Consider the following 13,108-nt stretch of genomic DNA (forward strand, 5'->3'; position numbering starts at 1 on the left):
GCCTGCCGGGCGCGGGCGGGCATCGACGCGCAGACCGGTACGGAACTCCGACCCGGGCCGGGAAGGTCAGCCCACGTACCTGCGGGCGGTAGAGCCCCGGCGGGCCCGCTGGAGGGTGCTGAGCCGGCGTTCCAGATCGGGCGGGACGGGGTCGCGCTGCCGGAGCACCCAGGGCACCCCGGCCAGCGCCCGGCCGACGGCGCGGAGGGTGGCAGCGTCCCTGGGCACCGTGGCCAGCAGGGCGCCGGTGCGGAACAGCGCGGGCAGCAGGGGGCGCCGCAGCCAGGTGAACCAGAGGGTGTTGCGGATCCCGAGGACCCGGCGCTCGGTGCTGTCCCGCCGTACGGACGCCTCGTGATGGGCGGTCATGTCGTCCAGGTAGCTGAGCCACCAGCCCTGGCGCTGGAGGTCAGTGGCGAGCAGCTCCTCCTCGCCGCCGAGCCACAGCCCCGGATGGAAGCCGCCCGCGCCCCGGAAGGCGTCGGTGCGCAGCACGGTGGCGGCCGCGAGGAACGAGCCCAGGGCCGGGCCGGGCAGCCAGTCGGGACCGGTGAGCGGCGAGTCCCGCAGCTCCGCCGTGACCGGGTCCTCCGCGCCGGAGGGTTCCATGACGATGCGTGCGGTGACCGCGGCGAGCCCCGGCCGGGCGTCGAGCGCGTCCGCGGCCCGGCGCAGACTGCCGGGCTCCCACCAGGAGTCGTCGTCGCAGAAGGCGATGTAGGGGGTGCGGACCTCACGCACCGCGAGGTTGCGGCCGACGGCGCCCAGGTTGCGGCCGGGCTCCAGCAGCCGCGTGGCGGGGAAGTCCCGGCGGACCGCCTCGGCCGTGCCGTCGACCGAGCCGTTGTCGGTGACGATCACCTCGGGCGCCTCCGGCAGCTTCGCCAGTTCGCCGAGCGTGCGCAGCAGTTCGTCCCGCCGATTGCGGGTGATGACCACCACGGTCGTACGGGTGTCCGGTCCTGCGCTGGTCATGCGGGTCCCTCCCTCCGGGCGCGCGCGGCCCGGTCGGCATCGAGGAGCCGGGCCGCCCGCTCGACGGCGGGAGGCAGCCGCCGGCGGCGGGCCAGGGCGGCGGGCAGCCGGGCCAGGAGTTCGCGCAGCGCGGGCGCGGCTCCGGGGCGGCCGGTGGCGGCGGCCACCGCGAGGCGCGCGCTGGCGGCGAGGGCGGCGGACAGGGGGCGGCGCAGCCAGAGGGTGAGGACCTCGTTGCGCCACAGCCGGGGGCTGCGCCCGCGGCGGCCTGTCGGGGCGGGGTGGTGACGGGCCGTCAGGGAGGGGTCGTAGGCGACGCCCCAGCCCTCGGCGGCGAGGTCGTAGGCGAGCAGGGTCTCCTCGCCGCCGAAGAAGAGCAGCGGATGGAAGCCGCCGGCCGCGCGGAAGGCGTCTTTGCGGACCACGCAGGCGCAGGCGAGGAAGCCGAGTACCGGGCGCCCCGGCAGGTCGGGGTCGGGCGGCAGCGGGGAGGCGGCCAGCACGCTGTTGAGGGGGTCCTCGGTGCCGTCGGGGCCGACCAGGGTGCGGGCGACGACCAGGCCCAGCCGGGGGTGGGCGTCCAGCAGGTCGGCGGCCCGGCTCAGCGCGCCGGGCTCCCACCAGGAGTCGTCGTCGCTGAACGCGACGTAGGGGGTGTCGGCGCGGTCCACGGCCAGGTTGCGCCCGAGCGCACCGGTGTTGGCGCGGGGGCGCAGCAGCCGGGGGGCGCCGGGATGGCGGCGGACGGCGTGGAGGGAGGCGTCGCCGGTGCTGTTGTCGACGACGATGACCGTTGGCCGTTCGGGCAGCGCGGTCAGGGCGTCGAGGGTGCGGACGAGGCTGGCGCAGCGGTCGCGGGTGATCACGGCGACGGTGACCCGGTCCTCGGCGGTGTCCGGGCGCGTGGCCGACGGGTCAGAGGTGGAGGGCACCGGCATCGACGCCGTCTCCTCTCGGCGGTCCGGTGGGCGGGACGGGCGGCAGCAGGGCGAGCGCGGCAAGAACGGCCTCCTCGGCGCCGATCCTGAGCAGACCGGGGTCCGTGACCGTGCCGTGCGGGTCGCCGGGCGGGCCGGGCCGCCACAGGGCCCGGTGACGCGGCAGCGCGGGCGGCCCCCACAGGGTGGGCGGTACGGGCCCGAAGAGCGTCACCGAAGGCGTGCCGTGGGCGAACGCCAGGTGGGCGATCCCGGTGTCGCCGCTGACGACCAGCGCGGCGTGGGCGACGAGCGCGGAGAGGGCACCGAAGGGCAGGCCGCCGGTGAGCAGGTCCCCGGCGGGCACACCTGAGCTGTCGGCGACGTCCTGGACGAGCCGGTCCTCGCCCGGCCCGCCCGTGACGACGACCCGGTGTCCGCGGTCGCGCAGCCGCCGGGCGACGGCGCCGAAGCGTTCGGGGGGCCAGCGCCGGGCGACGGCGTCGGCGCCCGGGTGGACGACGACGGCGCCCGCTGCCGGCGAGGGGTCGTCCGGCGGGGGCAGCCGGAGGTCGGCCGGGTCGGCGGGGATGCCGTAGGCGGACAGGAAGCGGCACCAGCGGGCCCGTTCGTGCTCGTCGGCCCGCCAGGCGGGGGGCGGCCGGGAGCCGGGTCCCCGGTGGGCGTGGGCCAGCAGGTACCGGGGGTGCAGGGCGGCGAGGGCGTCGCGGCTCTCGGGTCCGTTGCCGTGCAGGTCGATCGCGAGGTCGGGGGGCGGGCCGGGCCAGTGGGTCAGTACGGGGACGGCGCGGCCGGGTGCCTCGGCGGGCAGTACGGCGTCGACGGTCCCGGTGGCCAGGGCCGCGTCGGTGAGCGCGGGGGGCAGAGCGAGGACGACCCCGTGGGCCGGGAAGGCCCGGCGGATGCCGCGCAGCGCGGGCACCCCGGCCAGCAGGTCGCCCAGGCCCAGGGCGCGCAGCACCAGCACGCCGGGGCGGTCGGGCGGAGGAGTCATCGGCGCACTCCCTCGGTGCCGCCCGGCGCGTGGGCGGCACGCTCGGCGATGCCGCTGGTGGAGCGCCCGTCGAGGTAGGGGAAGAGCACGACCTGGCCGTCCCAGCTGGCCACCAGGGACGCCTCGGGCAGGTCGGTGCGGGCGTAGTCGCCGCCCTTGGCCCAGATGTGAGGGCGCAGCCGGGCGAGGAGGAGTTCGGGGGTGTCCTCGTCGAAGACGGCCACCGCGTCGACGCACTCCAGGGCGCGCAGCACCCGTACCCGGTCGGCGAGCGGGACGAGCGGGCGGCCGTCGCCCTTGCGGCGGCGTACAGAGGCGTCGGAGTTGACGCACACCACCAGGCAGTCGCCGGTGCGGCGGGCCGCCTGGAGCAGGGCCACATGGCCGGCGTGCAGCAGGTCGAAGCAGCCGCCGGCCGCGACGACGGTCCCGCCCGCCGCCCGCACCCGCGCGGCGGTGCGCAGCGCCTCGTCGGTGGGGGCGCCGACAGCGGCCGGGGGCGCCGGTTCGGGGGCCCGGCCGGCGTCCAGGGTGCGGACGCCGCCCTCGGCGACGTACCGGGTGGCGGCGTGCACGGCGCCGCGCACGGCGGCCTCGGTGAGCTGGCCGTCGGCCAGGAGTCCGGCGGCCGTGGCGGCGAAGCGGTCGCCCGCGCCGCAGGCGTCGCCCTGGGCGGTGACCGGCGAGGGGACCATGAGCGGGGTGCCGCCGTGCGAGAGGAGCGCGCCGCGCCCGCTCATCGTCACGGCCACGGAGGCGGCCCGCCAGTCCCCCACGAGCTGGTGCGCGTCCTGGGCGGCGAGGCGGAGTTCGTCGTCGGGGTCCCCCACCGGGCCGCCGCCGCTGCGGGCGGCGAAGATGTGCGCCTCGGTGGCGGACGGTGTCGCCAGACGGACGCCGGAAACGGGCGGACGGCCGCGCGGGTGCGGGTCCCAGACGACGGGCACCCCGGCGGCGGCCTCGGCGAGCGCGGCCCGCAGGACGTCGGCGCAGCCGCGCCCGTAGTCGGCCACCAGGACGGCGCCCGCGGCGGCGACGGCCCGGCGGGCCTCGGCGGTGCCTTCCTCGGCGCGGCCCTCGCCGTCGTCCAGGCGCAACAGGGGCCTGCCCTCGGCGAGGACACGGGTCTTGGTGGACAGGGTGCCGTCCAGCGGCAGCGCCAGCAGGCGGACCCGGTCGCCGAGCGCGGCGCGGAGTTCCGCGCTGGACGGATCGTCGCCGAGGGCGGTGACCAGAGTGACGTCCCGGCCGTCGGCGGCGGCGAGCCAGGCGGCCAGCGCCGCCCCGCCGGGCCGGGTGGCGCGGCGTACGTCGCTGACGACGGGTACGGGCGCATCGGGCGCGAGCCGTTCGACGCGGCCGAACAGGTCGTGGTCGAGGAGGGCGTCTCCTACGACGAGGAGCGGGGCCGGGGTGGTCATGGGCGTTCCTTCCCGGTCACCGCCCAGTGCTGCCGGGCCGGCGACCGCCGGGGGCACGCCGTGTGGCGTTCGATCGCGCTGTCGAAGGACTCGCAGAGCATGTGCACGGCGACCAGGTGCAGTTCCTGCACGGTGGCGGTGCTGTCCGCGCGGACGCACAGGGCGTCGTCGGCGGCGGCCTGGAGGGGGTTGGGGGCGGGGCCGGTCAGGGCCCAGACGGTCATGCCGAGGCGGTGCGCCTCGGTGGCGGCGACGAGCAGGTTGGCGCTGGCGCCGCTGGTGGACAGCAGCATCAGCAGGTCGCCGCTGCGGCCGTGGGCGCCGACCTGACGGGCGAAGATCTCCTGCACACCGTAGTCGTTGGCGATGGCGGTGGTGGCGGATGTGTCGGCGTGCAGGGCGAGCGCGGAGAACGGCGGCCGGTCGGCGCGGTAGCGGCCCACCAGTTCGGCCGTCAGGTGCTGGGCCTGGGCGGCGCTGCCGCCGTTGCCCGCGACCAGGAGCCGGGAGCCGCCGGCGAGATGGGCGGCGAGGGTGCCGCCCCACCGGTGGACGCGTGCGGCGTCCTCGCGGAAGACGGTGAGCGCCGTCATCAGGTCGTCGCAGTGCGTGGTGTCGGTGGCGGTGTTCATCGGACGACTCCGGAGAGCGAGGGGACGGACGACACCGCGCCGTAGACGCGGCTGACCCCGTCGGCGACGCGGTCCCAGGTGTAGCGCTCCAGCACCCGCCGCCGCCCCTCGGCGCCGTAGCGGGCCAGCCGGGCGGGGTCGGCGAGGAGTTCGCGGACGACGGCACCGATCGCGGCCTCGTCGCCGTCGCCCGGCGGGACCAGAACGCCGGTGCGGCCGTCGACGACGGTGTCGAGCTGGCCACCGACCGCGGTGGCGACGAGGGGGGTCCCGCAGGCCATGGCCTCGACGGGGACGATGCCGAACGGCTCGTAGCGGGGCAGGGAGAGGACCAGGTCGGCGTCGGACATCAGCGCGGGCATGTCCTCTCGGCCGACCCCGCCGAGCAGGGTGACCCGGTCGGCCACGCCGTACTCGCCGGCGAGGGCCAGCAGCCGTTCCGCCTCGGGCTCGGCGAAGAGCAGGGCCAGTTCCGGGCCGCCTGCGACGAGCAGTTCGGCGTCGGGGATGTGGGCCAGGGCGCGGATCGTACGGTCGAAGCCCTTGCGCGGGACCAGCCGGCCCACGGTGAGCAGGCGGTGCTTCCCCGCGGGTGCGGGGCGGGGGCGCGGGGCGAACTTCCCGGGGTCGACGCCGCACGGCACGACGTGCATGCGCTCGCGGGGCAGCCCCATGGCCTGGAGTTCCGCCACCTCGTCGGCGCAGGTGGCGATGATCGCGTCGCAGGCCCGGCCGACGGCCGTCTCCGCGGCGATCCGGTCGGCGGGGCTGGTGTCGGCGGCTCCCTGGTGCCGCCGCTTCACGGTGCCCAGGGCGTGGTAGGTCTGCACCACCGGCACGCCGAGTTCGCGGGCCCCGGCGAGGGCGGCGGTGCCGGACATCCAGAAGTGGGCGTGCACCACGTCGGGGCGCCGCTCGGCCCACTCCCGGCCCAGCCAGGCACCGAACTCGGGCATGTAGGGCGGGAGTTCGTCCTTGGGCACGGGTGCGGCCGGCCCGGCGGGGACGTGGACCACTTCGACACCGTCGGCCGTGCGCACCCGGTCCGGCAGCCGGGGCGAGTCGCGGCGGGTGTACACGGTGACGTGGTGGCCCCGGCGGGCCAGCACTCCGGCGAGCTGGGCGACGTAGACGTTCTGGCCGCCCGCGTCCGGGCCGCCGAGCGCGGCCAGGGGGCTGGCGTGTTCGGAGACCATGGCGACGCGGGCCGGGGTGTGGTGCTGAGTCATCGGGTGACCTCCTTGATCAGGCGTTCCCAGTCGTCCAGGAACCGCCGCTCTCCGTAACGGGCCAGCGCGGCCGCCCGGGCCGCCTCGCCGGTCCGCCGCGCCTGGCCGGGGTCGGCGAGGAAGGCGCGCACGGCGGAGCCGAGCACCTCCAGGCGGTTGGAGACGACCCCGGCGCCCTCGGGCACCGCCTCGCGCACCTCGGTGGTGTCGAGCGCGACCACCGGCATGCCGAGGAACATGGCCTCCAGCAGGGACAGCCCCAGCGAGGTCCAGCGGATCGGGTGCACGTACAGCCGGCAGCGGGCCATCGCGGTGTGCAGGTCGTCCTGGGCGAGGTCGCGGCTGCGGCAGCGTTCGGGCGGCAGGCCGAGGTGCCCGGCGAGCCCCTCGGTGCGCATGCCGAAGACGTCCAGCGGCGTCCAGGACGCGAACCGGGGCAGCAGGTCCGTGCCGGTGGTACGGCCCCTGCGCACGGGCTCGTTGACGACGACCGCTGCACGCGGCTCCTCCCCCGTCCAGCGGTGGCCGGGGTCGATGATGCCGTGCTCGATCACCGTGGTCGGCGCCCGGCCGGCGTCCCACATCAGGTGGTTGAAGTGGGTGACGTGCACGAGGGGTATGTCGGAGCGGCCGGCCAGCGGGTGCCGGGTGTCCACCGCCGTCTCATGGGGGCTGTTGTGCTCGACGTACACCGCGGGTACGTCGATGCCGGGGCGGCGGCCGGTCCAGCGGTGGGCCAGTTCGAGTTCGTGCGGGCGCTGAAGCACCATCAGGTCGATCTCCGCGTCCCGCAGTTGCTCCGGGGTGCGTTCGAGCACGGTGTCGGGCCACTGCCAGGTGCGGGCGCGGCCGAGTCCGTCGGGGCCGCGGTCCTCGGTGACCGGGACGAGGAAGGTGGCCCGGCCCTGCACGAACGCCGTCAGCCATGAGCCGTGCACATGCCATACCAGGATGTTCATGGTTCTCCCTCCTCACATCGCGGGCTGGAGCAGCTTCTGGACGGCACTGAGCACGTCGTGCGCCGTCACCTCGTCCAGGCAGGGATGGCCGGGCACCGGGCACTGCCGGGCCCTGCTGTCCGCGCAGGGCGCGTCCTGGCGGCCGAGCAGCACGCTGGGGACCCCGTACGGGCCCCAGCGCTCGGCCGGGACCACCGGGGCGAACAGCGAGACCACCGGTGTCCCGACGGCGGCCGCCAGATGGGCCGGGCCGGTGTTCCCGCACACCACCGCGTCGGCCAGGCGCAGCACGCCGGACAGGGTGCGCGGGTCGGTGCGGCCGCCCAGGTCGATCGCGGTGCCGCCGCTCACCCGCCGGGTCAGCTCGCCCTCGTCCGGCCCGCCCGTGACGACCACCCGGTGCCCGGCGTCGGTGAGCAGGGCGACGGCCTCGGCGCACCGCTCGGGACTCCAGGCGCGCGCCGGGGCGCTGGCGCCGGGGTGGACGACGACGTAGGGGCCGTTGCCGGTGAGGCCGGCGGTGTCGGGGGGCGGCAGCACGCGCAGCCGCCCATCGTCGCCGGGGCGCGGGGTGAACCCCATGGCCAGGGCGGTGTCGAGCGCGGCCTCGGCCTCGTGCCGCCCCGGCAGCCGCCGGTGCCGTACGTCGAGCAGCCGGCCGGGGTGGTCGGTGCTGTCGGCGCCGGTCCGGGTGACTCCGGCCAGGCGCAGCAGCAGCGCGGTGGGCAGGGGGCTCTGGTGGAAGGAGGTGAGGATCAGCGCGTCGTCCGCCGCGACCGCCCGCAGGCGGCCCAGCAGGTCCTCGATGTCGGCCACTTGGACGTCGGGCGGGTCGAAGCCCTCCCACGGCGCCTCCCACACCAGCACCTCGTCGACGCCGGGCAGCAGCCGGGCGGCCGGTGCCCCGCGCGGGCCGCAGAGCAGGGCGACGTGCTCGTGGTGCGCGGCGACCGCGCGCACGGCGGGCCCGGCGAGCAGCACGTCACCGAAGCTGTCGAGTCTGACGACCAGTGCCGTCATGTCCGCTCACCCCCGTCCGGGGGCAGCAGCGACCGTACGGCCGTGAGCAGGTCGGCGGCGGCATCGGGTTCCGCCGCGGCCTCCTCGGGCCGGGTGGCCGCGTTGGCGACGAGGATGGCGCGGGCCCCGGCGGCCCGGCCGGCCCGCACGTCGGCGGCGATGTCACCGATGACCACGCAGTCCCCGGGTGCCTGTCCGAGGGCCTCGGCGGCCCGGAGCACCAGGCCCGGCCGGGGTTTGCGGCACTCGCAGCCGGCGTCGGGGGTGTGCGGGCAGTAGACCCAGACGCCGAGGCCGCCGAGCAGTTCGTCGGCGCGGGCGTTCACGCGGCGCACGGCGGCGTCGGAGATCAGCCCCCGGCCGACGCCCGACTGGTTGCTCACCACACCGGTGGCGATCCCGGCGGCGCGCAGCAGGTCCACGGCCCGCCGGGCGCCGGGCAGCAGCCGGACCCGGCCGGGGTCGCCGTTGTAGGGGACGTCGGCGACGAGGGTGCCGTCGCGGTCGAAGAGGACGGCGGCGGGGGTGTCCCGGCGTTTCATGGCACCCTCCTCAGCGGTGCGGCGTTGCGGTGCCGTATCCGGCCGGTGAGCCGGTGGCCGACGGCGAGCGGGGGGATGACGACACTGGTCGCGGCCATGGTCGCGGTCTCGCGCGGGGTGCGCGGGCCGGGCAGGATGCGGGCGAGGGCGAACTCGGCCGTGCCGGCCGCCCACAGGGCCCCGGCGAGTGCGGCGGCCCGGCGCCGCCCGGCGAGGGCGAGAACGGGAGCGGCGAGCCCGGCGGCGGTGACCAGCGCGTGCAGCGGCAGCCGTCCACGGGGCGCCTGCGCGCGGGCCCACCAGTCCCGGCCGTGCAGCCGGTTCATCAGCGCGTCGTCGGCGTTGCCGCGCTGCGCCCGCACCGAGACCCAGGGGCCGGCGGCCCGCACCGGATGCCGGGTGGTGCGCACGCCCCGGTGCAGCGTCCAGCCCGCCGCCAGCACCCGCAGGGCGAGGTCGGCGTCCTCCCGGAACGCGCGGCGGAACCGTTCGTCGAAGCCGCCGGCGGCGGCGAGCGCGACCGTCCGGTACGCCATGTCGGCGGTGGCCCAGGCGGCTCCCTCCAGCCCCGCGGTGCCGCGTTCGAAATCGGTGGGCCTGCGCCCCGCCGGGAGCGGCACGGACAGCCGGCCCTGGATGCCCCCGGTGGCCCTGCCGGCCCGCGCGAGGTCGTCGGCGAGACGGCGGGACCAGTCGGGCAGCACCTGGACGTCGTCGTCCAGGAAGACGGTCCAGGGCGTGTGGACCGTGCGCCACCCGGTGTTGCGGGCGGCGGCGGGTCCCCGGCCCCCGGTGCCGAGCACGCGCACCCGCTCCCGCAGCACACCGGCGGCGGCGAGCGGCAGCGGCCCGGCGGGGTCAAGGCGGTCGTCCACGACGACGATCTCCTCGGGCGGGTGCCCGGTGGCCGCGGCCAGCGCGCGCAGGCAGTCGGCGAGGCAGGCACGGCCGATCGTCGGGACGACGACGCTGTAGGCGGGGGCGGCCGTCACGCGAAGACCTCCGCGCGCCGGACGGCGAACGGCCCGAGGGCCAGCAGGTCCACGGGGGCGGACCCGAAGCACTCCAGCGCGTCACGCGGATCGTCGACCATCGGACGTCCGGCGGTGTTGAGGCTGGTGTTGACCACCACCGGCAGCCCGGTGCGCCGCTCGAACCCCTCGATCATGCGGGCCACCAGGGGCTCCTCGGCCCGGTCCACGGTCTGGATGCGCGCGGTGCCGTCCACGTGCACCACGGCCGGGATGCGCTCCCGCCACGCCTGGGCGACCTCGTGCACGAAGAGCATGTACGGGCTGGGCAGCGGGCCGTCGAAGAGTTCCGAGGCGCGCTCGGCGAGCACCATCGGCGCGACGGGCCGGAACTCCTCGCGCCCCTTGACCGCGTTGAGGCGTTCGAGGTTGGCCGCGCGGCCGGGATGGGCCAGCAGCGACCGGTGCCCCAGCGCGCGCGGCCCGTACTCGCTGCGCCCCTGGAACCAGGCCACGATGCCGTCGCGGGCGAGTTCCTCCGCGACCGTCTCCGCGATGTCCTCGGGCTCCTCGTACGGTACGGCGGCCCGCTCCAGCCAGCCGCGCAGCTCGGGCACGCTCCACTCCCGGCCGAGCGCGGCGGTCGCCATCGCCTCCACCGGCTCCGCGAGGTGGGCGACGTGCAGGGCGGCGCCGAGCGCGGTACCGGCGTCCCCGGCGGCGGGCTGCACCCAGACGGTGTCGAAGGGGCCCTCGCGGTGCAGCCGGGTGTTGGCCACGCAGTTGAGGGCGACGCCCCCGGCGAGGGTGAGCACCCGGTCGCCGGTGCGCTCGTGCAGCCACCGGGCGAGACCGAGCAGGACCTCCTCCAGGCAGGCCTGGGCGCTGGCGGCCAGGTCGGCGTGCTCCTCGGTCCACGGTTCCCCGGCGGGCCGGGCCGGGGCGAGTTCGGCCCAGGGCACCGAGCGGGCCCGGAACCGTCCCGCGCCGTCCGTGCCGACGTGACCGCGCAGTTCGTCGAGGAAGCGGGGCTTGCCGTAGGAGGCGAGCGCCATCACTTTGAACTCGTCGCTGCTGCGCAGGAATCCGAGGTGCTCGGTGAGTTCCTCGTAGAACAGGCCCATCGAGTCGGGCAGGGACTGCGTGGCCAGTACGTCGAGGCGGCGGCCGGTGTAGCGGCCGGCCAGGTGGGAGCCGCATTCGCCGCGGCCGTCCAGCACCAGGACGGCGCAGTCGGGGTAAGGGGAGGCCTGGCCGGCGGAGGCGGCGTGGGCCACGTGGTGGGGGACGAAGCGCACCTTCTCCGGGTCGAGTCCCGGCAGCACCTCGGCCAGGAAGCCGGGGGCCTCGCGGGCGTACTCCTGCCGCAGCCGGTCCCAGGGGTCGTCGAGGCCCAACTGGTCCGCCGGGCGCGCCAGTCCGGGGTCGTAGGAATAGGCGACGGCGTCCAGCGCTGAGGGGTCGAGTCCGCCGCGGTCCAGGCACCAGCGGGCGGACAGCTCGGGCAGTTCCCAGGCCGAGAAGGGCACCGGGCGCTTTCCGTGCTTGCGCCGGCTGAACCGCTCCTCCTCCGCCGCCGCCACGACACGGCCGTCCACGATCAGGGCGGCGGCCGGGTCGTGGAAGAGGGAGTTGATGCCGAGGACGCGCATGCGGTGCCTCCGTTGAGCTGGGGGGATGGGGCGCGGGGCCTTACGAGGGCAGGCGGCTCGGCGCGGGGTGCCCGTACGGCTCCGGGTGGTCGCCGTTGGGCGACGCCGGCGGCTGGGCGGGCGCGGGTGCGCCGAAGCGGGCGGCGGCGAAGTGGTCGATGGTCCGCCGGATGCCCTCCTCCCAGGGCACCCGCGGACTCCAGCCGAGCAGTTCGCGCGCCAGGGTGGTGTCGGGGCGGCGGCGCTGGGGGTCGTCGGCGGGACGGTCCACGTACTCGATCCGGGAACTGGAGCGGGCGAGTTCCACCACGCGCAGCGCGATGTCGCGGACGGTCACCTCGTCGGTGCCGCCGATGTTGACCGGCCGTACCGACCTGCTGGCCGCGACCAGCAGGATGCCGTCCACCGTGTCGTCGACGTAGCACAGCGACCGGGTCTGGCTGCCGTCACCGGCGACCGGCAGCGGTTCCCCCGCCAGGGCCCGGCAGACGAAGACGGGCACGGCCCGGCCGTCCAGCGGGCGCATGCGCGGGCCGTAGGTGTTGAACAGGCGGACGATGCCCGCGTCCGCGCCGTTGGCGCCCACATGGGCGGTGACCAGCGCCTCGGAGAACCGTTTCGACTCGTCGTAGACGCTGCGCGGGCCGACCGGGTTGACGTTGCCCCAGTAGTCCTCGCGCTGGGGGTGCACCAGGGGGTCGCCGTACACCTCGGAGGTGGAGGCCAGCAGGAAGCGGGCGTCGTCGCGCTCCGCCACGGCCAGCATGTTGCGGGTGCCGAGGCTCCCGCAGTCCAGGGTCTCCAGCGGCAGCCGGAGATAGTCGGCCGGGGAGGCGGGGCAGGCGAAGTGCAGGACCAGGTCGTAGGGGCCCGGCAGCCGGTCCGGGGCGCCGTCGGCGCACACGTCCTGCTCGTAGTACCGGAAGCCGGGGCGGCCGACGAGATGGGCGATGTTGGCGCGGGAGCCGGACGACAGGTTGTCGACGCAGTCGACCGCGACGCCCTGCTCGACGAGGTGCTCGCACAGATGGCTGCCGAGGAAACCGGCACCGCCGGTCACCACGGCGCGCCGCCAGGGTGTGGAAGGCGTGGCATCAGTCATGGGAGTCCTCGGTCCCGCGCCGAGTCGCACCGGTCCGTACGCCACGGGGCGGGACCGTCACTGGGGAGGGGAGACGCGCGCTCGCACGGGGAGGTGTGGGGAGCTGCGGATGTGAAGTGATCGCAGGAGCGATGCGGAACGTGGCTCGCTCCGCGGGCCGCCGTTCGGGGCGGCACTGTCACGGGGTTCCCATGCCGGCAGAGTTCACACGTTGATTCCTGCTGCGGTGTCGCGGGGCCCTTCCACCGGCGCCGGGGCCGCCGGATTTCCCGTATCCCGCGCAGGGGAGGGCCCGGCGGCGGAGCCGTGTTCATCTCCTGAAACGTACTGCGTGAGACGTACCGCCCGCCGCCGGGCCCGTGCCCCGGCTCAGTCGCCCTGCGATTCCCGCTGGGCCGCGGTGTTCGGGGTGATCGCGTCCGCCCCCTCCCCCTCGTGCCGCCGCTCCTCCGCCCGCTTCCTCGGCGTCTCGGGCTTCTCGGCGTCGGCCATCTCCCGCAGCGTCTCCCCCACTGCGGTGGTGGGCCGCTTCGTACGGTCGTCGTCGGACATGGTGTTCTCCCTTTCCCTCGGCTTTGATCGGCGTCCTGCCTCGTGCCGTCCGCTCGGCTACCCGGAGCCGCACCGGATGTGCCTCCCCGATGCGGGCATGACCGGCAGCCGACCGGGAACT

At 76.5% G+C, this 13,108-nt stretch carries 13 protein-coding genes; all 13 read right to left on the minus strand.

Annotated features, from left to right (window positions below):
* Positions 1 to 66 precede the first annotated feature (66 nt).
* On the minus strand, positions 67 to 975 hold the full coding sequence (locus E5082_RS10865) for a glycosyltransferase family 2 protein (RefSeq protein WP_135791044.1): 909 nt from the start codon (positions 973 to 975) through the stop codon (positions 67 to 69).
* Positions 972 to 1,913 carry a glycosyltransferase family 2 protein gene (locus tag E5082_RS10870; protein ID WP_135791045.1) on the minus strand — a complete coding sequence of 314 codons (942 nt, stop codon included), beginning with the start codon at positions 1,911 to 1,913 and terminating at the stop codon, positions 972 to 974. Before E5082_RS10870 ends, E5082_RS10865 begins: the two co-directional genes overlap by 4 nt.
* Complete coding sequence (locus tag E5082_RS10875; protein WP_135791046.1) at positions 1,891 to 2,907, minus strand: glycosyltransferase family 9 protein; 1,017 nt, start codon at positions 2,905 to 2,907, stop codon at positions 1,891 to 1,893. The genes E5082_RS10870 and E5082_RS10875 overlap by 23 nt, the downstream gene beginning before the upstream one ends.
* Positions 2,904 to 4,328, minus strand: a complete 1,425-nt coding sequence (locus tag E5082_RS10880) for a PfkB family carbohydrate kinase (protein WP_135791047.1) — start codon at positions 4,326 to 4,328, stop codon at positions 2,904 to 2,906. The genes E5082_RS10875 and E5082_RS10880 overlap by 4 nt, the downstream gene beginning before the upstream one ends.
* Positions 4,325 to 4,960: a D-sedoheptulose-7-phosphate isomerase gene (locus E5082_RS10885; protein ID WP_135791048.1), complete on the minus strand. Its 636-nt coding sequence runs from the start codon at positions 4,958 to 4,960 to the stop codon at positions 4,325 to 4,327. Before E5082_RS10885 ends, E5082_RS10880 begins: the two co-directional genes overlap by 4 nt.
* Complete coding sequence (locus E5082_RS10890; RefSeq protein ID WP_135791049.1) at positions 4,957 to 6,189, minus strand: glycosyltransferase; 1,233 nt, start codon at positions 6,187 to 6,189, stop codon at positions 4,957 to 4,959. The genes E5082_RS10885 and E5082_RS10890 overlap by 4 nt, the downstream gene beginning before the upstream one ends.
* Positions 6,186 to 7,148, minus strand: coding sequence for a glycosyltransferase (locus E5082_RS10895; protein WP_135791050.1), 963 nt, complete (start codon positions 7,146 to 7,148; stop codon positions 6,186 to 6,188). The genes E5082_RS10890 and E5082_RS10895 overlap by 4 nt, the downstream gene beginning before the upstream one ends.
* 12 nt (positions 7,149 to 7,160) lie before the next feature.
* A complete protein-coding gene (locus E5082_RS10900) occupies positions 7,161 to 8,168 on the minus strand; it encodes a glycosyltransferase family 9 protein (protein WP_135791051.1) in 1,008 nt (335 codons plus the stop codon).
* Complete coding sequence (locus E5082_RS10905; protein WP_135791052.1) at positions 8,165 to 8,710, minus strand: D-glycero-alpha-D-manno-heptose-1,7-bisphosphate 7-phosphatase; 546 nt, start codon at positions 8,708 to 8,710, stop codon at positions 8,165 to 8,167. Before E5082_RS10905 ends, E5082_RS10900 begins: the two co-directional genes overlap by 4 nt.
* Entirely contained in the window at positions 8,707 to 9,702 is a 996-nt protein-coding gene (locus tag E5082_RS10910) for a glycosyltransferase family 2 protein (RefSeq protein WP_135791053.1), read from the minus strand. Before E5082_RS10910 ends, E5082_RS10905 begins: the two co-directional genes overlap by 4 nt.
* A complete protein-coding gene (locus E5082_RS10915; protein WP_135791054.1) occupies positions 9,699 to 11,333 on the minus strand; it encodes a carbamoyltransferase family protein in 1,635 nt (544 codons plus the stop codon). The genes E5082_RS10910 and E5082_RS10915 overlap by 4 nt, the downstream gene beginning before the upstream one ends.
* Positions 11,334 to 11,373: 40 nt before the next feature.
* Positions 11,374 to 12,435, minus strand: coding sequence for an NAD-dependent epimerase/dehydratase family protein (locus tag E5082_RS10920; protein WP_135791055.1), 1,062 nt, complete (start codon positions 12,433 to 12,435; stop codon positions 11,374 to 11,376).
* A gap of 369 nt (positions 12,436 to 12,804) precedes the next feature.
* Positions 12,805 to 12,987: a hypothetical protein gene (locus E5082_RS10925; RefSeq protein ID WP_135791056.1), complete on the minus strand. Its 183-nt coding sequence runs from the start codon at positions 12,985 to 12,987 to the stop codon at positions 12,805 to 12,807.
* Between the last annotated feature and the right edge of the window lie 121 nt (positions 12,988 to 13,108).

The sequence above is a fragment of the Streptomyces griseoluteus genome (genome assembly GCF_004784465.1).
In the GTDB taxonomy this organism is placed as follows: Bacteria; Actinomycetota; Actinomycetes; order Streptomycetales; family Streptomycetaceae; genus Streptomyces; species Streptomyces griseoluteus.

Excerpts from the sequence above, each read along its gene's own strand:
- E5082_RS10865 (WP_135791044.1), bottom strand. The coding sequence starts at position 975 with ATGACCAGCGCAGGACCGGACACCCGTACGACCGTGGTGGTCATCACC.
- E5082_RS10870 (WP_135791045.1), bottom strand. The coding sequence starts at position 1,913 with ATGCCGGTGCCCTCCACCTCTGACCCGTCGGCCACGCGCCCGGACACC.
- E5082_RS10875 (WP_135791046.1), bottom strand. The coding sequence starts at position 2,907 with ATGACTCCTCCGCCCGACCGCCCCGGCGTGCTGGTGCTGCGCGCCCTG.
- E5082_RS10880 (WP_135791047.1), bottom strand. The coding sequence starts at position 4,328 with ATGACCACCCCGGCCCCGCTCCTCGTCGTAGGAGACGCCCTCCTCGAC.
- E5082_RS10885 (WP_135791048.1), bottom strand. The coding sequence starts at position 4,960 with ATGAACACCGCCACCGACACCACGCACTGCGACGACCTGATGACGGCG.
- E5082_RS10890 (WP_135791049.1), bottom strand. The coding sequence starts at position 6,189 with ATGACTCAGCACCACACCCCGGCCCGCGTCGCCATGGTCTCCGAACAC.
- E5082_RS10895 (WP_135791050.1), bottom strand. The coding sequence starts at position 7,148 with ATGAACATCCTGGTATGGCATGTGCACGGCTCATGGCTGACGGCGTTC.
- E5082_RS10900 (WP_135791051.1), bottom strand. The coding sequence starts at position 8,168 with ATGACGGCACTGGTCGTCAGACTCGACAGCTTCGGTGACGTGCTGCTC.
- E5082_RS10905 (WP_135791052.1), bottom strand. The coding sequence starts at position 8,710 with ATGAAACGCCGGGACACCCCCGCCGCCGTCCTCTTCGACCGCGACGGC.
- E5082_RS10915 (WP_135791054.1), bottom strand. The coding sequence starts at position 11,333 with ATGCGCGTCCTCGGCATCAACTCCCTCTTCCACGACCCGGCCGCCGCC.
- E5082_RS10920 (WP_135791055.1), bottom strand. The coding sequence starts at position 12,435 with ATGACTGATGCCACGCCTTCCACACCCTGGCGGCGCGCCGTGGTGACC.
- E5082_RS10925 (WP_135791056.1), bottom strand. The coding sequence starts at position 12,987 with ATGTCCGACGACGACCGTACGAAGCGGCCCACCACCGCAGTGGGGGAG.